Source organism: Vibrio sp. STUT-A11, assembly GCF_026000435.1.
Classification (GTDB): domain Bacteria; phylum Pseudomonadota; class Gammaproteobacteria; order Enterobacterales; family Vibrionaceae; genus Vibrio.
Genome location: NZ_AP026764.1, coordinates 187,452 through 205,402, shown reverse-complemented (window position 1 = coordinate 205,402; position 17,951 = coordinate 187,452). Strand labels below are relative to the sequence as shown.

Below are 17,951 nucleotides of genomic sequence, written 5' to 3'. Positions count from 1 at the left end.
GATTAGTATGTTTAAAAAATCACTCCTTTCATTGGTACTTGCTAGTGCCTTTAGTACTGCACATGCAAGTGCAGATTTCGATCTTAATGATCTCGTCCCTGCAACGAATACTGCTGAAACACAGGCAGTGAATACTGATAGTGTCAAAGAGGTTGGAGACGTAGTCGTTGCTGCAGACCCTAAAGCAGCAGTGCTAGTTGCCCACCAAAGCTTGATTGAAGAAGAAGGTGATGGCGTTAAAATGATCGCTGTCGGCTCGGGTATCGGTATTTTGTCTACGGGTTCTGGCAGCTACGAAACGTACGAAAACCGCAACGCGACGCTACTTTCTAAACGTGCGGCGTACATGAAAGCATTCCAAATTGCTAAAAAGCAACTGGTTGAAAACATGGAAGGCATGAGCAACATGTGTGCGACTGCCATCAATGAAACCATGGATGTTATCGATACCGCAACGGAGAGCTCTGCCAATACAACCAGCATGATGAGTGATAACTGTGCAGAATCGGTACAGGGAGCACTAGCTGGCTATGTGACGTTTGATGTCTTCGATGACCCGAGTGAAAATCTGGTTCGTGTTAGCTTAATTTCAACACCAAAAACGCGTGAGCAAACCAAACGTAAAGTGGGTGCTATCACGCAAACTACTGAGCCGAATGTGATCTTCAAACAGATCATTGCAGACCTTCAAACTGGTGTTTTACCTCCAGTTGGCGCAAAAGTGATTACCAATGCACAGACAGGTGAGTCTTTTGTTCTTGGTTTTGGCTCTTCAATTATTCGCGATAACAAAAACAATGCGGTAAAACGCAAACTGCTAAACATGTCTAAATCTCAGGCTCAGGCCAAAGCACGTAATGGCTTAATTGCGGTAATGCAAGGTGAGCAAGTTTACTGGGAAGGTGGTTTCACTGAGAATCAGCTGGAAAAAAATGAGCAGTTCGAATACGAGCCAGAAAGCATTAACCCAGCAGACGCGAAAGTATTGGCAGAAAACAAACACACTTTCCTAAACAACATGAAGAGTGCGGATTCATACAAGTCGTTTGCGTCCGGTAAAGTTCCTGCTGGTGTATCTGTGAAAACCTTCAAGAGCCATGATGGTGATTGGATGCTTGCAGTCGCGGTTTACGCCCCTTCATTGGAAGCAGCGGCAAAGCAAGCTGCAGCAGAAAACAAAAAGCGTGTGCGTGAAGGCCAGACAGTTGGCTCAAACCATAAGATCTCTACGACAGGTGGTTTGACTGATGGCAGTAACAATACTCAAGGCCCATCAGGCCAAGTGAGTAATGCGAATGATCTGTAACCGCAGATACGCGTTAATACTGGTGGGCCTTATCGGCCTGCCAGCTTTTGCTGCAGAACCACAAGCCTGGTCATTTAACGGCACTGATTATCTTGTAAGCGATGGTGATACTGAAATTTCGGTTGTGGTATCGAGAGAGCACGCGCTGACAACGAAACAGATGAAATCGCTTTGTCGTAAAGGATTAGGACTGAGTCTTAGAAAGCAATACGAAGATAAGCTGGTTGAAGGTGAGTGGATTGATCTGCGCTTTGATACTTGGCCGTTTGCCAACCTGACTTATGAGTTAACCAGTATACAGTTCTCATCGCTGGAGAAAGATCGGGCTTCATGCTCTGCGGTTATCAATGACACTGGGTATAAAACCAACCTTCAAACGACCGCGCTGAACTATGCTATTGCGTATTACCAGACCAAGCAATTTGCGAAAATAAAGCCCATTCTGCCTTTGTTAATGAAAGACTCCAGCGTAGCAATGGATGCGGCAGGGATCGTTAGCTTGTTACTGGCTCAGTCTGACACAGAAAAGGCGGATAGATACTATCAGCAGTATGTTGATCACTCTCGTATTACCCGAAATGAAGTGAAGAACTGGTTGGCTCAGTGGAAATATGACCAGGGCGACTTAGTTGAAAGCCAGTTGCTTGCGAAGTCCTGCACAAGCCAACAATGTGAACGTTTGGTGATGGATATCGAAGAAACTCTATTTGAGCAACAAGCGGAAAGCGCAGGGGACCTCTCCTCTTATTTCTGATACGAAAGATGACGGTAGCAAGAATTATGAAACTAAAAAACTGCGCACTGGCAGTATTGTTGAATCTCGCTGTAACCATGCCAAGTTACGCCAATGACCCATTTGCAGAACTCGATCAAGAGATAGAGCAGCTTACCGTTGATGATACGGCTGAATTCGAGCAATGGTATGCAGAGCACCTGAAAGAATTCAATCAGTGGCAGCAAGCGTACTTAGTGGACTGGGACAACAAACAAAAAGCATCCATTGAAAAATGGAGTGATAACAAAATTCCGTCTCCAGAAGTTATCGTTGTTTACGATAAGCAACACGACGCGCGGACGGTAGTGGATTTGGAGAAAGGCGAAGTCACAGTAAGTTACTTGCCAAAGGACGAAGACAAAACGGGGAAGAATCCAGACGTCGACGTTGTGAATGCTGTGATTGAGAGTAATGCCCAGTTATGGGGAGAGGTTGGTGTACCGCAGCCTGCTGAAGCAAAGCCGACAACGGTTATTGTTGAAGAGGCGAAAGTTCAGGAAAAAACCTTCGAGCAAGTGAAGCAAAAAATCGAAGAGCAGACAGAGCGTCAAATGAGCCAGTTAGATATGTTTGTCGCTCAAGGTGCTTCAGTATTAAGTGAGCAAAAGACTGAACAATTTGTCTCTCAACAAAAAGAGGAGATGAACAAGCAAAAACAAAAGCGCATCGTAAAGGTCAAGCAAGCGATTGTTCAACAAGAAGAAAAGCTGAAAAAGGCACCGCGTAAAGTGGTGGCTTATACCGTGAAGATCCCGAAGTCATCTCTCTCTGACCGAGCAAACAAATATTTACCTGCAATAAAGGAAGAAGCGGGAAAACGTCAGTTAGCACCGGCTTTAGTACTTGCGATCATGCATGAAGAATCTCACTTTAATCCAAAAGCGAAATCTCACGTACCTGCGTATGGGCTGATGCAAATTGTCCCAACCACAGCGGGGCATGATGTGAACAAGCTTTATCGTGGTAAAGACAGACCTATGCGTGAAAGTGATCTCTATGATCCCGCTGTCAATATTGAAACCGGCAGTGCTTATCTGAAAATTTTGCAAAGCCGATACTTGAAGGGCATTAAAGATCCCCAAAGTGCGACTTATAGCATCATTGCCGCTTATAACACTGGTTCAGGTAACGTGGCTAAAGCCTTTGGAGAGCGACGTGTTTCCAGAGCGATTAAAAAGATCAACAGCATGAGTTCTGATGAAGTTTATCAGCAACTTATCAAAAACTTACCTTACGAAGAAACGCGCAACTACCTAAAGAAGGTGAACGATAGAATGCAAACTTATCGAGCGCAGTCAAACTCAGTCATTTAAAAGGAATTGGGATGAAACATCATATTCTTACTGCGGCAATCGGCGCATTGGTTTTATCGGGTTGTGCAAGCCAAAGTGCGCAAGTAGAAACGGCGAAAATCGAAACTAATAATTCGGCTAATGTACCTAAGTGGGTTCTTAATCCGACTTCAGCAAACGGTTTTGCTGCATCAAACTGTGTTCAGTCATCAGGCAATTTTTCAATTGACCGCAACCACGCTGTCTCATTAGCGCGAAATACGCTAGCACAAAACCTGGACATTAAAGTCAGTGTGCTGGAGAAAAATTATCAAAAGATCAGCAGCTCAGTAGATGGACAAGCTGCAGGCACGTCTTTTGAGCAGATCGCCAAACAGATTTCGAATACTTCAATTCAGAAAAGCCAGGTTGAGGACATCTCACTGGTTGAAATTGACGGCGCAAAGCAGGTTTGTGCTCTAGTTGTTATGCCTGTCATTGAATCTGAAAAGCTGTTTAATAGCGCATTAACAGTGTCATCTATCGACCCAACCGATAAGGCGTCGCTGTATAAAGAGTTTGTTAGCCAAAAGACCACAAAACAACTAGAAGAGCAGGCAGAAGCGCTGTAATTCTTTGTTGTATTTAAGAAAAGCGAGTGTGGGGCTCGCTTTAATATCATCAAACTTGGGTTGAGACGCAATATCTCAAGTGGCTAAAACTGATTATATAAGCGTCGATTTTTACAGTTTTTCCTAAGCTGTTAAAGAATATATTCCCTAGAGAAATAGAGCTCTTATTTTGTTCTAAACTTTGAGTACATCATTTTAGAGGTGCTCAAAATGGAGCGATGTAAAAAAGCCACTGTTGGTCTCCTTGCCCTTTTTTTTACTTTCGGCTGTGAAAGTCTATTTTTTTGGCCATCCAAAAACCTTGTAGGGTCCCCAGAACATTTTAACTTCAGCAAACAAGATGTTTACTTCACGACAGAAGATGGTCTCAAACTGCATGGGTGGCGGCTTCCTGTTGGTGGTGTAAATAAGGTCGGAACAGTATTTTTCCTGCACGGTAATGCTCAAAACCTAAGTTATCATATCGCTAATTCCTACTGGCTCATAAACGAAGGGTGGGAGGTCATAATTATTGACTACCGAGGATATGGATTGTCTGAAGGAGAGCCAGATATATCTTCGATACAAAAAGATGCTTTAGCTGGCTATCAATCAATTTTATATGACCGTGAAGATCATTTACCAATTATTGTCTGGGGGCAGAGCCTTGGAGCTACAGTTGCAATTAATATGGTAGCAGATCTTCCTATACCAGATAAACCTCAAGGACTAATCGTGGATAGTGCGTTTAGCTCGCACCGAAAGATAATGCAAGAAACGCTAGGTAAGTCTTGGATTACGTGGCTGTTCCAATACCCTCTTAGTTGGTTTGTACGTACTGACTATTCACCATCATTATTCGTTGGCCAGATAGAAGATGTCCCACTACTAATCGTTCATAGTGAACGAGATCCGCTCATTAATATTGGACACGCGAAGGAATTATACGAATTGGCAAACAGGCCTAAGGAATTGTGGATATCGGAACAGCCAGGACATATTAATATATGGGATGATCTAGTCTGGCGTGAAAAACTAGTTTGTCAGCTTAGGGATTGGCCCGAGCTCAAACCAATTGAAAATGTATGTGAGCATCACAATTGAAGTGATATTACTCACTAATGTATTAAGAAATCGATATTTTTTTCATAAATGCATTGAGTTGATTATGGAACGAAGTTAACATACTGCCATAATTATCTTGACGCATACAATTGATTGAATTTTAAGCATATTATTCTCTGTCTCGTTGTAAGTACTTGTGTTTCTTTATTAGGAATGAGTAGTAGTATGGCGAGCGATAGAGAGTTATTAGAAAAAGCAATACAGGAATCGATAACTCGTGAATTAGCAGTGTCGAAAAAATGGCTAGGTCTTATCCATTTTGAAGATGGTGTAGTGTCTTCGAGAAGCTCAATAAACAATTCGGATTTCTTTTTATCCCCTTTGGGGTATAAAAGTCCACAAGCAGAATTAAAGGCAACATTAGATAAGTTTATTCATTCCCCTATAACTCAGTGTCGCTTTCCGGCAAGAGTGCTCTGGCTAAAGTCGGTTATGCCAAACTTGATATTGCCGCAAGTTCACTGTGCTGAATATGATTCATATATGAAGGCCTTTCGTACTGAAAGTGTAAGCGTTCTGTACGCCAGTGGTTACCTCGGAAACCCGGCCTCAATGTATGGACATGTTCTTTTAAAGTTTAATGGTTCTGAGAAGAACGATTTACTTGACAACACGTTCAGTTATGGCGCTATTGTATCTGAATCTGATAATAAGCTTACTTATATCTATAAAGGCATTATGGGAGGTTATCAGGGACATTTTGCTAACCAGAAATATCACCATCAAAGTTTAACTTACAATGAGTCTGAGTTACGTGATTTATGGGAGTACCGCCTTAATCTAACTCAGGACGAAATAGATCTGTTATTGGCTCATCTATGGGAGATTGAAAACTCGAGCATGACATACTATTTCTTCAAGCAAAATTGTAGTTATCAACTCGCAAAGTTGCTAGAAATTGTTGTCGATAGACCGTTGTTGGCACCAAATAAGTTATGGGTGATGCCTTACGATCTGATTATGATGCTTAATCAACCGGAGGCTGCCGATTATATTGACTATTCTATCTATCATGGTTCGCGCCAAGAGAATTTATACAATAGATATAAACAACTTAATGATAAAGAGAAAGATTGGGTTCAACGCATCATAAACCAGTCGTCTGAAAACACTCGGAGTTTGCTACTTTCAATTGATGAAGTCTCTGCAAAGAGAATAATTGATACACTATATGACTACTATTCATTTTTAGATATAAAAAATGAAGGATTGTCTACTGAGCAAGCTAATAAACGGAAGCAGTTACTATTAGTACGATTTGAACTGCCTCCTGAGAAAATTGAGTGGGAAGTATCGAAGAAGAAACCACCGCATGCAGCACAAAATACGGCAAAGTTACAAGTTTCTCAGCTTTACAATGAGTCATTTGGACAGGGGAATATATTACGATTCCGAGCAAATTATTATGACATGCTGAATTTGAATGCGGCTCGCATTCCATATTCAGAGCTAAGTACTTTGGACGTTAGTTTTTTATACACAATGAAAACCGACGCATTAAGGTTGCGTGAGTTTTCACTTTTTAATGTGGTAAATCTAAATGTTTCTCAGACAGGGTTGCCAGGTGATGAATCAAACGCGTGGGCACTGAAAGCAGGATATAAACCAACGAGTTTAGACTGCATTAATTGTTCAGATATATATCTATCTGGATTTTATGGTAAAAGCTGGCTAATCAGGGACAATTTTGTTGGTTATTCAGCACTAGCTGGAGAATTTCAGGTTTCGGACTTCACAAGTGGTAACTTGCTTGGTGGACCGGAATTTGGATTGGTGTTGGATATAACACCTTCATGGGCGACGTCTTTAATTGTTGGTCGCTCTTATAACTTAATAAGTTTAGCAGAAAGCAAAAACTATTTATCTTGGGAACAGCGCTTTTTTGAGAGTCGTGATTTCGACTTCAGAACCACTGTTCGTTATGACGATGTTTTTGAATATGCTATCAACGTTTCAATGTATTGGTAAATCAATGAAAAAATTATTAGTAAGCGCAGTGGCGCTATCAACTCTATTGGCTGGCAACGCTGTGGCTGCAGATAAGGTTAACCCTTGGAAACACTGTGGTATTGGAGCTATGATTTTTGATAACAACGGCGCGGCGGCAGCGATATCAAACATTATTTGGGATTTAGGTACAACCGCTGTTTCATCTAAGGTGTCTTCTGAAGACTCTTGTGAAGGTGCAAACGTCAAAGCTGCTCAATTTATTCAAGACAATTACAATCAAGTTCTTGAAGAGACTTCTCAAGGCAATGGCGAACATGTGACAGCAATGTTAGACATGCTAAGTGTAGAAGAAGCTAAACAGCCTCAAGTTTTAGCGGCTATCCGTACTGAAATGGCTGGTAAAGTAGCGAATGAGCAAGCAACACCTGAAGCTTATTACAATGTGGTAATGGCTAGCCTCTAAGCATACACCGGACTGAAAAGTTTCTTTACGAGACTTAGTCAAATTAACTTAGCCCTGAGGTATCACTTTCTTTCAGGGCTAGGTTAAAAAATTTTTGACCTGATAAGGATTGTTTAAACTAAGGCCGATAACTTAAAAACCTCATTCTTATTGAGGAGACCGGTAGACTTCGCCATTCCCTTATCTTTTAACTCAAGCCAACTATCTTTCAACCACTTCCATTCTTCATTTCCCATATTAAGACTTCCGTCGTGCTTGAGCGTGTAAAAGAGTACGGGACTACCCTCCAATCTTGATAAATGATTGCACCAAAATAGCTCGCTCTCTGCGGGTTTTTATTTGGTACCGGGTTTATCATCTTATTTCGTCACAAAGCCAGCTTGGGTGGCTTTAATATTCTAGCGTTATACCTTCAGGACAAAATTGGTTTACGCGCAGGCTGGTTCTTAATGGGCGTAGATGTGACAATTATGTTAGTGTCTCTATCCGTTGTCGGTTATGTCGAACTGGCTCTATCAATACTCTGCGGTGTCATATTGAACTTTATCATTGGTTTAAATCACCGTGCAGACCGCTATCAAGTTAATAATTAACAAGGAGAATTTCAGTGCTTAATCATGTAACAGCCTATGCCGGAGACCCAATATTGTCTCTGATGGAACAATTTATGGCGGATGAACGTTCTGAAAAAGTGAATTTAAGTATCGGCCTGTACTACGATGAAAATGGCAAAATTCCAACGCTACCATCTGTTGCAACTTCGCAGCAGCAGCTAGCCGCAGAAGAAAGTCAGCCTTGTATTTACTTGCCAATGGAAGGTTTAGCACCTTACCGTGCAGCGGTTCAAGCTCTTGTTTTTGGTGAAAGTCACCCTGCGCTGGAAGAAAAGCGAGTAGCGACGATTCAATCGCTCGGTGGTTCTGGTGCGCTGATGATCGGTGCGGATTTCCTTAATCATTATTTCCCAAACTCGAAAGTGTGGGTGAGTAACCCTACATGGGAAAACCACCATGCCATTTTTGCAGGGGCTGGATTCGAAGTAGGTACTTACCCGTACTTTAACCCAGAAACGAAAATGCTCGATTTCGATGGCATGGTTTCAACGTTAAAAGAGCTTCCAGAGCAAAGTATTGTTCTACTGCATCCTTGTTGTCATAACCCGACGGGCGTTGATCTTACCAATGAACAATGGGACAAAGTGATCGAAGTGGCTAAAGCACAAAAACTGATCCCATTTTTCGATATGGCTTATCAAGGCTATGGTGAAGGGATTGCGGAAGACGCTTACGTTATTCGTCAAATTTCTCTGGAAAAAGACGTAGTGAGCTTTATAAGCAACTCATTTTCTAAAACTTTCTCACTTTACGGTGAGCGAGTTGGTGGCCTGTCTGTCGTCTGTGGTAACGATGAAGAAGCATCTCGCGTGCTTGGGCAGTTAAAAGCGACGGTTCGCCGTAATTACTCAAGCCCGGCAAAACATGGTGCGGTTGTGGTTTCGAACGTACTCAATACTGATGAATTGAAAGCCCAATGGTTTGGCGAAGTTGAAGGTATGCGTAGCCGTATTCTAACAATGCGTGAAACTCTGCACGAACAGCTAAAAGCGTTACGTCCTGAAAAAGACTTCAGCTTTCTAATCAAACAAAAAGGCATGTTCAGCTACACGGGCTTCTCTCAAGAAACGGTCGAAAAACTGCGTGAAGATCACGGAATTTATCTGATTAACAGTGGCCGTATGTGCCTGGCGGGTCTCAACGAACAGAATGTTGAACGAGTGGCTAAAGCATTTGCTGCTGTTTAATAAAGCATTAATTTAAGCGTTATAATTCAAAACCCTAGTGTTCGTGCTAGGGTCTTTTGATTGTAAATAATTAGGTTGAGTCGAGAATCGGTATTAGTTTGCTCCCCAGCGTCTTACTGCCCGTCGATAGTTACTGACATCGAAAAAGTTCATTCTGCGTGCAATCTGGACATCATCCAGCTTATGAATTTCTTGCAAGTAAAGGGCGTTTTGACGATTGATCTCGCTAAGAAGTAAACGATAAGTACTACTGTGACTTTTGAGTCTTCTTTTCAGAGTAGCAGGGCTGATGTTCATCATTTCAGACAAATCATTGAGAGACGGAAGAACCTGTTGCTGATTTTGTTGAAGCCGCTCACGGATAAAACTCAGCAAGCCACAAGGTCGTAGTGACGTTGTTTGTTGAGCCACTTTATAGAGCGTGGAAGATCGATCCGATATGGTTAATTCCAGACATTCTTTGGGAAGGAAGAGTGAAGCCATGGATTGTTTAAATTCCACTTTCCCCCAATAAACATCGTACTGCTCTTGCCAGCATGGCGCGCTCCAGTCTACTTTTACAGACCAGGGGATCTTCTTATCCGCGCGCCAATTGGTGGCAGATATAATGGATGTAAACACATATTCAATTAACCAGCGACGGTAGGCGATCCTAGCTCCGGAGCTCAATGAACTGGCTTCACCAAAAGGGTCTTCTTCAAATAAGTAGAGACCCGTTTCATCCATACGTTCCCGGAGTTTGAGCAGCGGAAAGTAAATCTCAGAATAAGCCACGAAATTTCCAATCAATTCTCTGACCGTTGCAGCATGGACGATAAGGTGACTCGAATCTGAAAAAGCGCCGGGAATAAGCTGTTGTCCAGACAAAAAGCTCAAGTCGGGAAACTGCTCCAGTTTGGTCATATTGTGAATCAGGCGAGCAAGTTGGGCGGGGCTCACCATTAAATCTCGCTCAATCAAGTCTTGGTAAAAGATGCCTGTATTTCGTAGCGCGTAGTGCATATTGACCCCTCTGTTGCTGAGTAGATCAAGCAACAAAGCGATGTGTTGTCTTGCAGGCACTACTTTATCATTCCGCTCAGTCCATTGTGGTACAAGAGCATGGCTACCTTTCACGCTGATACCTTCAGATACTTTGTAGTTGGTTAAAGGGTTTCATCGAGTCCTGAATCAGTTTTTGAGCGGACTGCGGAGTATGAGTACGCTCATGACTTTGGGTCAGGCTCAATTGCCACTTAAGCTCAATAAAATCGCCGGAATCCAGATAGAAGACAAAACTATTCAGTAACCTTTCTAAATGCTGAGCGATTTGTGAAGCCTCACTTTCACTACAACTTTCCATCAGAATAAGGTAACGGTGTGCAGCGCAATGACACACTAAGTCATGACTTCGGGCCGTGATAAATAACAGTTCTGAAATTGAAATACTCAACCTGCTTACTTCATTAAGCGATAAGGAGTGAATGAGTTGGCGCTCATTGACTAAATGAATCGCTAGTAGAAAAGTGGCCTCGTTATGCGTGGGGATCTGCTTGGTACGGGTTAGCGCCTGGTGAAGATGGCGAATATCAGGGAGGCGATAATGCTCTGCATGAATTGGTGTTCTCGGATTGAGCCTGCGTCGTTGAGAAATATAATTATTGATGACCAAAAGCTCTTTGCGCCATTGCCAGAAAGCATACGTCACTATGCTTAAGCCAATCAGCATGCACTCCATTAAGTTGCCGACAATCGTGTAAGACTCCAGCCTGATAAATTCGTCGATGAAATCTTGAGACAGAGACAGCAAAATACAGATAAAGCCAAAAGAAAAATAGTTGGTAATCTTTCCCGGAGCTCGGGTTGAGAGGATAACGAGCACCCAGACCAGCACCATGATGGTCGAAGAGCCTTCGCCGATAATGTCGAGCCAGTCTAACTGAGATTGCGGTTTTACATACCCATTGAGGTAGTTAAAAGCGAACAGAGCAGTAAGAGAAATAACCAGTACCACTAGCCAAAACCGGTGGCAGCGGAGTCCGTAAAAGATATCGAAGAGTCGGTAATTGAATTGTGTAATTAGGTTTTTTATTTTCATTTGAGAATGGGCAAGGTCAGTAAAATGCGCTTTTTAAGCGTGCAGATTGATAAAAGTCCAAAAAGCTCAGGTGAACTATCTTCCCATATCAATGTGACAAATTATTGATAGAAGCGGCGAGACATTACCTAGTGTTATTCTTAGTCCGAAAAGCTCATTAGGTTAGCTTTCTAACATTAAGTTGTTGATATTAAGTTGTAATTTTATTTTCTGTCATAAATCTTTCACTCGTGCCACCTAGATTCACTCCTGACTTAAATACATGGAGAGAGAAATGCGTCGTTCAATACTGAGTTCAATCATCGTTGCTGCACTGCTTAGTGGCTGTGACTTGGAAGATACCGAAACCGTTTATGTCGAAGCTCAGAGTGCTGATGCAATAGAAGCCGAGTTGCTAACAACATCAGCCACCGCTAACACCAGTTACGACGACATCGGTGATTCAGCCTACTGGATTAATAGTGACAACCGCGAAAACAGCCTATTGTTTGTCACGTTGGAAGGTGATGGTCTGGCTGTCTATAACCCATCGGGTACAGAGACAGAAAAGTTAGCAGGGTTAGAGATCACTGGGGCGGATATCCGATACGATATCAGTGATGATAACGGTGAGTCGGTCGATCTACTCGCGCTGGCATTACCGGGTGACAACAGTTTTGGCTTTTATTCGATTGGTTACGATGACGGCGCAGTGCTTGACGAGATTGGTACGCTTGCGGCAGCGTATTCCGCCGAAGGAGTTTGTCTGCATAAAAATACAACCAATGGTGAGCTGTTGCTCACGGGCGTTACTGAAGACGGCGTGGCACTGCAGTACAAATTGAAGTACGAAAATGGCGAGATCAAAAGTGTTCTGACCGATGATAATGGCATGCCTATCGCAGTGCGTGAGCTCGATGTAGGTGGCGAGTTAAGTGCGTGTATTGTCGATGATGAAACTGCGACCTTGTACGTTGCCGAACAAGATGTTGGCGTTTGGGCTTATGGAGCGGATCCTGAAGATATTAACTCTCGACGCATGGTCGATGGTATTGAGCCTCTGGGGAACCTGCAAGAAATAGAAGCTTTAGACCTTGTGTACATGGCTGACGGTAATGGTTATCTGGTCGTTGGTGATGAAGGCAAAGGAATGATGCTGTATAGACGCGATGACTGGCAGCTTGCAGCCAATATTCATCTAGACGGCGTTGCTGAGATTAAATCGCTTAGTATTGCAGATGATGGTCTTTGGGTCGCGAATTCAGAAGCCGATGAGCCGGTTTACGAGAAGCTAAGCTATGAAACGCTTAATCAAGCAAGTTCGATGAGTGATACTCAAATCTCTCAGGTACTGAGCCCAGAAAACCTAAGCTCGACGGGTATTGCATTGGTTAAAGTAGTCAGTGAAACCGATCCTGTGGACGATGATGGCGATGCGGCAGACGATCCCGCTTTTTGGCTCAATCAAAGCGCGCCGGAAAACAGCCTGATTATTGCGACCAATAAGCAAGGTGGTTTAATGGCTTATGACCTGAATGGTGCAGAACTCCAATATCTCAATGAAGGGGAGCCAAACAATGTCGATATTATCCAGTCTGTGACGGATACCAATGGTGACATCTTCGCATTAGCTGCGGCGAGCAATCGTGAATTTAACACCATCGCGCTGTACAAAATCCAACAAGCGACGGAGAACCAGACTCCGATTGTAGCGCTGGATGCAGTAGGTGAGAACACTCATCAAGAGGTGGCACAGCTCAAATCTGAACTTAACGAAGTCTATGGTTTGTGTACTTATCAATCTTCAGACGGTACGCCATATGTGTTTGTTAACGGCAAGAGCGGAGATATTGAGCAGTGGCGTCTGACCGTTCAGGAATCTGGCATTGAAGGGAGTATTGTTCGCCGACTCAAAGTCGATAGCCAACCAGAAGGCTGTGTGGTCGATGCTACAACGGCAACCTTGTATGTTGGAGAAGAAGATGTTGGTGTGTGGAAGTTCTCGGCCGATGAATCTGCGGCAACTGACGGTGAGATGGTCATTGAAGTGGATGGGCAGCAACTTGTCGCCGACGCAGAAGGCATCACTATCTACAACAACGGCACGGTTAACTATTTGATTGTGTCGAGCCAGGGCAATCATACCTACGCGGTATACAACATTGATGACTCTTATCAGTATGTTGGAAGTTTTGCGCTGGTGGCAGATGACGAGAATGGTTTGGATGGTGCTAGCGAGACGGATGGGATTCACGCAGTATCGACGTCGATTGGTGACCTTTACCCTAACGGATTTTTCATTGCTCAGGATGGCTTCAACGTCAATGCTGGCTATGAGTATGATAATCAGAACTTCAAGATTGCAGACTGGAATGACATTGACGCAGCGTTTGCTGAATAATTTGCCAAAAATCTAGCTAAATAAACGGTAAGAGAAAAGGCTCTCTTACCGTTTTTGTTTTTGCTCATCGATTTAATTAAATTCAATTTCTTCTAGTAGTCGTGCACGGTACGTCCGTGGCGTAACGCCAAACCAAACCCGACAGGCACGATTGAACGTTGCTTGCTCTGAATACCCAAGTAAGCCACTAATTTGGCTCAATTTTAGGTTTGGATCTTTCAAGTATTTTGTCACAATCGCTTGTCGCTCGTTCGCCAAAATCTGTTCGTAAGTTGTACTCTCTTGGGCGAGTTTTCGTTGCAAAGTCCGTTTGTGCATAGAGAGATGCGTGGCAATACTTTCAGTACTGCATTGGCCTGTGGGAAGCAGCGCGCGAATTAATCGTCTTACATCATCAGAAACGGAACTTGCGAAGGGGATGGGCTGCGAATCCAGATAATGCTTTGCCAGTTTGCAGGTCTGCTCATCTTCACTGGAGAGCGGTATGGCAAATGCGTATTTGGGAAGAATAAACCCACACCAGTCTTGGTTGAACTTTACAGGGCAGCCAAATACGGTTTGATAAGACGCCTCATCTCCCAATTGAGCGTGCATAAAGTGTACAGCGAGTGGTCTAAACTCATGCCCACATAATAACTTTATGACCTGCATAGCATTGGCCAAACCCAGCTCGTAGCACTGAACGGAATAGTCTATACCGCGTCCCTGGACTGTGTATTCCAGCTTCATCGCCCTAACTTTTCCATTGGTTTCAGGCGTATACCTGGTTGTCAGTGCGGAGCAATGTAGGTGCAAATAGTCGGATATATTTTCGAGCGCATCACCAACCGTGGCGGAGCTGCGCGCGATGACTGAAATCGGCCCAAGAATACTCATGCCTTGATATTCTGCGAGTCGCAGCCCAAAGTCAGGGCAATCAAGAGCCGTTACGGTATCTTCTAGCAGCGCAATCATATTGCGAAAAATAACAAAGGAGTCTTCATCCCGTCTCTGTTCGTTCGGTATGTGATACTTTGCAAGCAGTGAATTCGGATCTCCGCCCAGCAACTTGGTCAGATTGTCATACCCGCGCAGGTTTGTTGCTCTGATTAAAATGTGCACGACTTCTCCGTAGTCTAAATGAACCATTCCATGGTTATCCATTCCTCTATCTAGCTAAAGATGCAGGTTAACATTTTAGTAACATTGTCGCGTTATATCAAAAAAAAGTCGTCATTCATCAATATTATCTAATGACCTTTCTGAAATATTGAGCAATGTTTAGTCAACAAGGAAAAGATTATGAACGCTGCACACTACGACACAATCATCATCGGGGCTGGTCTTTCAGGGATTGGAACGGCTTGCCACTTAGCGTCTGAGCATCCTGATAAAACACTTGCTATCCTTGAACGCAGAGAACGAATGGGGGGAACCTGGGATTTATTTCGTTATCCCGGCATCCGCTCTGATTCTGATATGGCGAGTTTTGGGTTTGATTTTAAACCTTGGTATTCCGATAAAGTCTTGGCTGATGGACAAAGCATCAGGGAATACGTTGCGGAAACCGCTGAAGAATTTGGCTTTGATGATAAGGTGCAATACGGCTTGGCGATCACTAAAGCCGATTGGTCTGATGCAAAACAGTGCTGGACAGTAACTGCCACTCATGAGCCTTCTGGTGAGGAAAGGACATTTACTTGTTCGTTTTTGATCAACTGTGCCGGCTACTACAATTTTGACAAAGGGCATCGACCTCATTTCGAAGGGGAGGAGTCGTTCCAGGGTGACATTGTTCATCCTCAGTTTTGGCCTGAAGACTTCGATTATTCGAACAAGAAGGTGGTCGTCATTGGTAGTGGTGCAACAGCCATTACGCTGTTGCCAAGTATGGCAGAAAAGGCAGCGGGTGTGACCATGCTTCAGCGATCGCCAAGCTACATTATGTCTGTTCCCGAAACGGATAAAATATCGGTTTTCCTCAATCACTTTTTGCCAAAAAAATGGGTGTTTAACCTGACGAGAAAGCGCAATATTTTATTGCAGCGAGGCATGTATCTGGCGTGTCGTAAATGGCCAAATCGGATGCGTAAAGTTTTGCTGTCGCATGTTCGTAAGCAAGTAGGGCCTGATTTTGATATGAGCCACTTTACCCCGAATTACAATCCGTGGGAGCAACGTTTGTGTGCTGCACCTGATGGCGATTTTTTCCAAACGCTACGTTCTGGCAAGGCGGACATTGTCACTGATCATATCGCTCACTTTACAGAAACAGGCATCAAACTTAAATCGGGCCAACACGTGGAGGCTGACGTGATAGTGACTGCGACTGGCCTAGATATGCAGCTAATGGGGGGAATGGCATTTCAGTTAAATGGCGAGCCTATTAACGTTCCGAGTCGTATGATTTATAAAGGACTCATGATTGAAGGCGTACCCAATTACGGCTGGATTTTCGGCTACACCAATGCGCCTTGGACTCTGAAGGCGGATATCGGTGGTCGTTATCTATGTAACCTGTTCAGACATATGGGTCAGCATGGGTTTGGTGTTGCACGTCCTGTAGACACTGGCAGTTCAAGTACGGGAGTCAGTATGCTTGATGGCTTTGCCCCGGGTTATATGGATCGAGCCAAAGACAGAATGCCAAGACAGGGGAAAGGTGGTCCTTGGGTCGTTACCATGCATTACGGTAAAGATAAAAAAGCGTTGACTAAGGATCCGATAGAAGATGGGGTTTTACAGTTTTCTCCCGCTGTTAACCAAGAGAAAACCTGGGCTGAGGACGTTGAAGTGACAGCATAACCCGACTCGCTAGATGATAAGGACGTGAAAATGACAACACCAGATCACACTAAACCGCCAGTGCTACTTATCCCAGGCATGTGGAGCACGGGGGAAACCTTGTCGGAACTAGGGCAAGCTTTTGAAGCACAGGGGTATGAGGTGGATTCTCTTTGCCTTCCTGAACACAAAGCGAAGCTCGAATACGATCAAGCAGCTAAGAACCGACTTGCAAGAACATCTTTACAAGACTATGTGGATTTTATCGTTGCCAAAGTAAAGGATCATGATGTCGCCCCGATTCTCGTTGGGCATTCTATGGGAGGCTTGTTGGCGCAACTCGTCGCGGCCAGAGTGCCAATCAGTAAGTTAGTCCTTCTCTCATCAGCCGCTCCCGGCGGTATTAATGGCTGGAGTTGGTCAGTAATGCGTACCTTTGGACGTAACTTGTTGATATTTCCACTTTGGCGAAAAGTCACTGAAGTTGGGGAGAGCAATGTTAGATATGGGATTGCCAACTCCCAAAGTGCCTCTGTTCAGACGCAGATCCTGGACGACATGACTTATGAATCGGGCATGGCCACGTTTCAGATTGGTGTCGGTGGCTTTTTCAACAGTGGTTTTTCACGGGTTGATGCAAAGCAGGTGGCGTGCCCAATATTGGTACTAGGCGGAACCGCAGATCGTATTACGCCTATCAAGGTGCAACGCGAGATCGCGAAAAAGTATGGGAAACAGGCTACTCTGGTCGAATTACCAGAGGTATGTCACTGGACAATAGGGGGAAGCAATTTACCCCAAGTCACATCGGTGATCTTTGACTGGCTTGATGACCAAATGAACATGGCGGCGTAATGACACGCTTTTGGTATTGAACTGCACGTTAAAAAAATGCCCTCCTATTAGAGGAGGGCATTTTGTTTACTCTTAGCTAGCGAATTGGAATCTTATGTTCTTCTTCGCTTTGGCCGGCTAGTTTAGGTACCACGACAGTCAAAACACCGTCGGCAAAATCAGCGCAAATTTCTTCGACATTGATGTTGTTACCGAGCGTAAAACTGCGAGACATCTTGCCACTGTAGCGTTCACTGTGGACTACTTTACCTTCTTTTTCTGTCTCTTTTTTAGTTTCGATACTTGCTTCGATGGATAACACACCTTGCTGGCAGCTAAGTTTAATATCTTCTTTTTTCACTCCCGGCAAATCGGCAGTGACTTCGAAGGCTTGGTCTTTCTCTACGATATCAACTCGTGGCGAAAAAGATCCTTCTTCGAATCGTGTCCTCAATGCAGGGAATGAATTGTCAAAAAACCGGGAGAAGTCAGCCCAGCTATCACGAGGAACTAAGCTCATAAGTACCTCCTCATTCACTCTTTCCTAACATCACTATAAGTGTAATTCGAGTGCGCGAAATTTCAGGAAAAATTA

The 17,951-nt window shown here is 43.8% G+C and carries 15 protein-coding genes and 1 pseudogene; 12 read left to right on the top strand and 4 right to left on the bottom strand.

Annotation, left to right across the window (positions count from 1 at the left end; translation table 11 throughout):
• The first annotated feature begins 7 nt into the window (after window positions 1-7).
• From OO774_RS16645 to OO774_RS16605, 9 genes and pseudogenes are all read left to right on the top strand, one after another.
• On the top strand, window positions 8-1,306 hold the full coding sequence (locus OO774_RS16645; RefSeq protein WP_264907635.1) for a hypothetical protein: 1,299 nt from the start codon (window positions 8-10) through the stop codon (window positions 1,304-1,306).
• Window positions 1,296-2,060, top strand: a complete 765-nt coding sequence (locus OO774_RS16640; RefSeq protein WP_264907633.1) for a hypothetical protein — start codon at window positions 1,296-1,298, stop codon at window positions 2,058-2,060. The genes OO774_RS16645 and OO774_RS16640 overlap by 11 nt, the downstream gene beginning before the upstream one ends.
• Before the next feature lie 26 nt (window positions 2,061-2,086).
• Window positions 2,087-3,394 carry a transglycosylase SLT domain-containing protein gene (locus tag OO774_RS16635; RefSeq protein WP_264907631.1) on the top strand — a complete coding sequence of 436 codons (1,308 nt, stop codon included), beginning with the start codon at window positions 2,087-2,089 and terminating at the stop codon, window positions 3,392-3,394.
• A gap of 11 nt (window positions 3,395-3,405) precedes the next feature.
• On the top strand, window positions 3,406-3,984 hold the full coding sequence (locus OO774_RS16630; protein ID WP_264907629.1) for a hypothetical protein: 579 nt from the start codon (window positions 3,406-3,408) through the stop codon (window positions 3,982-3,984).
• Window positions 3,985-4,194: 210 nt separating this feature from the next.
• Window positions 4,195-5,067 carry an alpha/beta hydrolase gene (locus OO774_RS16625; protein WP_264907627.1) on the top strand — a complete coding sequence of 291 codons (873 nt, stop codon included), beginning with the start codon at window positions 4,195-4,197 and terminating at the stop codon, window positions 5,065-5,067.
• Between the two features lie 186 nt (window positions 5,068-5,253).
• On the top strand, window positions 5,254-7,056 hold the full coding sequence (locus OO774_RS16620; RefSeq protein ID WP_264907625.1) for a DUF4105 domain-containing protein: 1,803 nt from the start codon (window positions 5,254-5,256) through the stop codon (window positions 7,054-7,056).
• A gap of 4 nt (window positions 7,057-7,060) precedes the next feature.
• Complete coding sequence (locus OO774_RS16615) at window positions 7,061-7,501, top strand: DUF3015 family protein (protein WP_020335405.1); 441 nt, start codon at window positions 7,061-7,063, stop codon at window positions 7,499-7,501.
• Between the two features lie 338 nt (window positions 7,502-7,839).
• A pseudogene (locus OO774_RS16610) lies at window positions 7,840-8,094 on the top strand (YitT family protein); the annotation flags it as partial.
• Window positions 8,095-8,108: 14 nt separating this feature from the next.
• Window positions 8,109-9,302: an amino acid aminotransferase gene (locus OO774_RS16605; protein ID WP_264907624.1), complete on the top strand. Its 1,194-nt coding sequence runs from the start codon at window positions 8,109-8,111 to the stop codon at window positions 9,300-9,302.
• A 93-nt stretch (window positions 9,303-9,395) separates the two neighbouring features.
• On the opposite strand, the gene OO774_RS16600 is transcribed toward OO774_RS16605, so the two are convergent.
• Together OO774_RS16600 and OO774_RS16595 are read right to left on the bottom strand one after the other, a co-directional pair.
• Window positions 9,396-10,418 carry an AraC family transcriptional regulator ligand-binding domain-containing protein gene (locus OO774_RS16600; protein ID WP_264907623.1) on the bottom strand — a complete coding sequence of 341 codons (1,023 nt, stop codon included), beginning with the start codon at window positions 10,416-10,418 and terminating at the stop codon, window positions 9,396-9,398.
• A 10-nt stretch (window positions 10,419-10,428) separates the two neighbouring features.
• Window positions 10,429-11,295, bottom strand: coding sequence for a hypothetical protein (locus OO774_RS16595; protein WP_264907622.1), 867 nt, complete (start codon window positions 11,293-11,295; stop codon window positions 10,429-10,431).
• A 358-nt stretch (window positions 11,296-11,653) separates the two neighbouring features.
• Between OO774_RS16595 and OO774_RS16590 the strand changes: the two genes are divergently transcribed.
• The gene (locus OO774_RS16590) at window positions 11,654-13,759 is read left to right on the top strand and encodes a phytase (protein ID WP_264907620.1); all 2,106 of its coding nucleotides are present in this window, start codon (window positions 11,654-11,656) and stop codon (window positions 13,757-13,759) included.
• Window positions 13,760-13,831: 72 nt separating this feature from the next.
• On the opposite strand, the gene OO774_RS16585 is transcribed toward OO774_RS16590, so the two are convergent.
• Window positions 13,832-14,902: an AraC family transcriptional regulator gene (locus OO774_RS16585; RefSeq protein WP_264907618.1), complete on the bottom strand. Its 1,071-nt coding sequence runs from the start codon at window positions 14,900-14,902 to the stop codon at window positions 13,832-13,834.
• A 138-nt stretch (window positions 14,903-15,040) separates the two neighbouring features.
• On the opposite strand from OO774_RS16585, the gene OO774_RS16580 reads away from it, so the two are divergent.
• Window positions 15,041-16,543, top strand: coding sequence for an NAD(P)/FAD-dependent oxidoreductase (locus tag OO774_RS16580; protein ID WP_264907616.1), 1,503 nt, complete (start codon window positions 15,041-15,043; stop codon window positions 16,541-16,543).
• A 30-nt stretch (window positions 16,544-16,573) separates the two neighbouring features.
• Complete coding sequence (locus OO774_RS16575; protein ID WP_264907615.1) at window positions 16,574-17,377, top strand: alpha/beta hydrolase; 804 nt, start codon at window positions 16,574-16,576, stop codon at window positions 17,375-17,377.
• A gap of 76 nt (window positions 17,378-17,453) precedes the next feature.
• On the opposite strand, the gene OO774_RS16570 is transcribed toward OO774_RS16575, so the two are convergent.
• Window positions 17,454-17,876, bottom strand: coding sequence for an Hsp20/alpha crystallin family protein (locus tag OO774_RS16570; protein WP_264907613.1), 423 nt, complete (start codon window positions 17,874-17,876; stop codon window positions 17,454-17,456).
• Window positions 17,877-17,951: the final 75 nt, after the last annotated feature.

Bases quoted from the DNA above. Each gene is read 5' to 3' on its own strand.
- OO774_RS16625 (WP_264907627.1), top strand. From the start codon at position 4,195: ATGGAGCGATGTAAAAAAGCCACTGTTGGTCTCCTTGCCCTTTTTTTT.
- OO774_RS16645 (WP_264907635.1), top strand. From the start codon at position 8: ATGTTTAAAAAATCACTCCTTTCATTGGTACTTGCTAGTGCCTTTAGT.
- OO774_RS16575 (WP_264907615.1), top strand. From the start codon at position 16,574: ATGACAACACCAGATCACACTAAACCGCCAGTGCTACTTATCCCAGGC.
- OO774_RS16580 (WP_264907616.1), top strand. From the start codon at position 15,041: ATGAACGCTGCACACTACGACACAATCATCATCGGGGCTGGTCTTTCA.
- OO774_RS16635 (WP_264907631.1), top strand. From the start codon at position 2,087: ATGAAACTAAAAAACTGCGCACTGGCAGTATTGTTGAATCTCGCTGTA.
- OO774_RS16615 (WP_020335405.1), top strand. From the start codon at position 7,061: ATGAAAAAATTATTAGTAAGCGCAGTGGCGCTATCAACTCTATTGGCT.
- OO774_RS16570 (WP_264907613.1), bottom strand. From the start codon at position 17,876: ATGAGCTTAGTTCCTCGTGATAGCTGGGCTGACTTCTCCCGGTTTTTT.
- OO774_RS16640 (WP_264907633.1), top strand. From the start codon at position 1,296: ATGATCTGTAACCGCAGATACGCGTTAATACTGGTGGGCCTTATCGGC.
- OO774_RS16630 (WP_264907629.1), top strand. From the start codon at position 3,406: ATGAAACATCATATTCTTACTGCGGCAATCGGCGCATTGGTTTTATCG.
- OO774_RS16620 (WP_264907625.1), top strand. From the start codon at position 5,254: ATGGCGAGCGATAGAGAGTTATTAGAAAAAGCAATACAGGAATCGATA.
- OO774_RS16590 (WP_264907620.1), top strand. From the start codon at position 11,654: ATGCGTCGTTCAATACTGAGTTCAATCATCGTTGCTGCACTGCTTAGT.
- OO774_RS16585 (WP_264907618.1), bottom strand. From the start codon at position 14,902: ATGGATAACCATGGAATGGTTCATTTAGACTACGGAGAAGTCGTGCAC.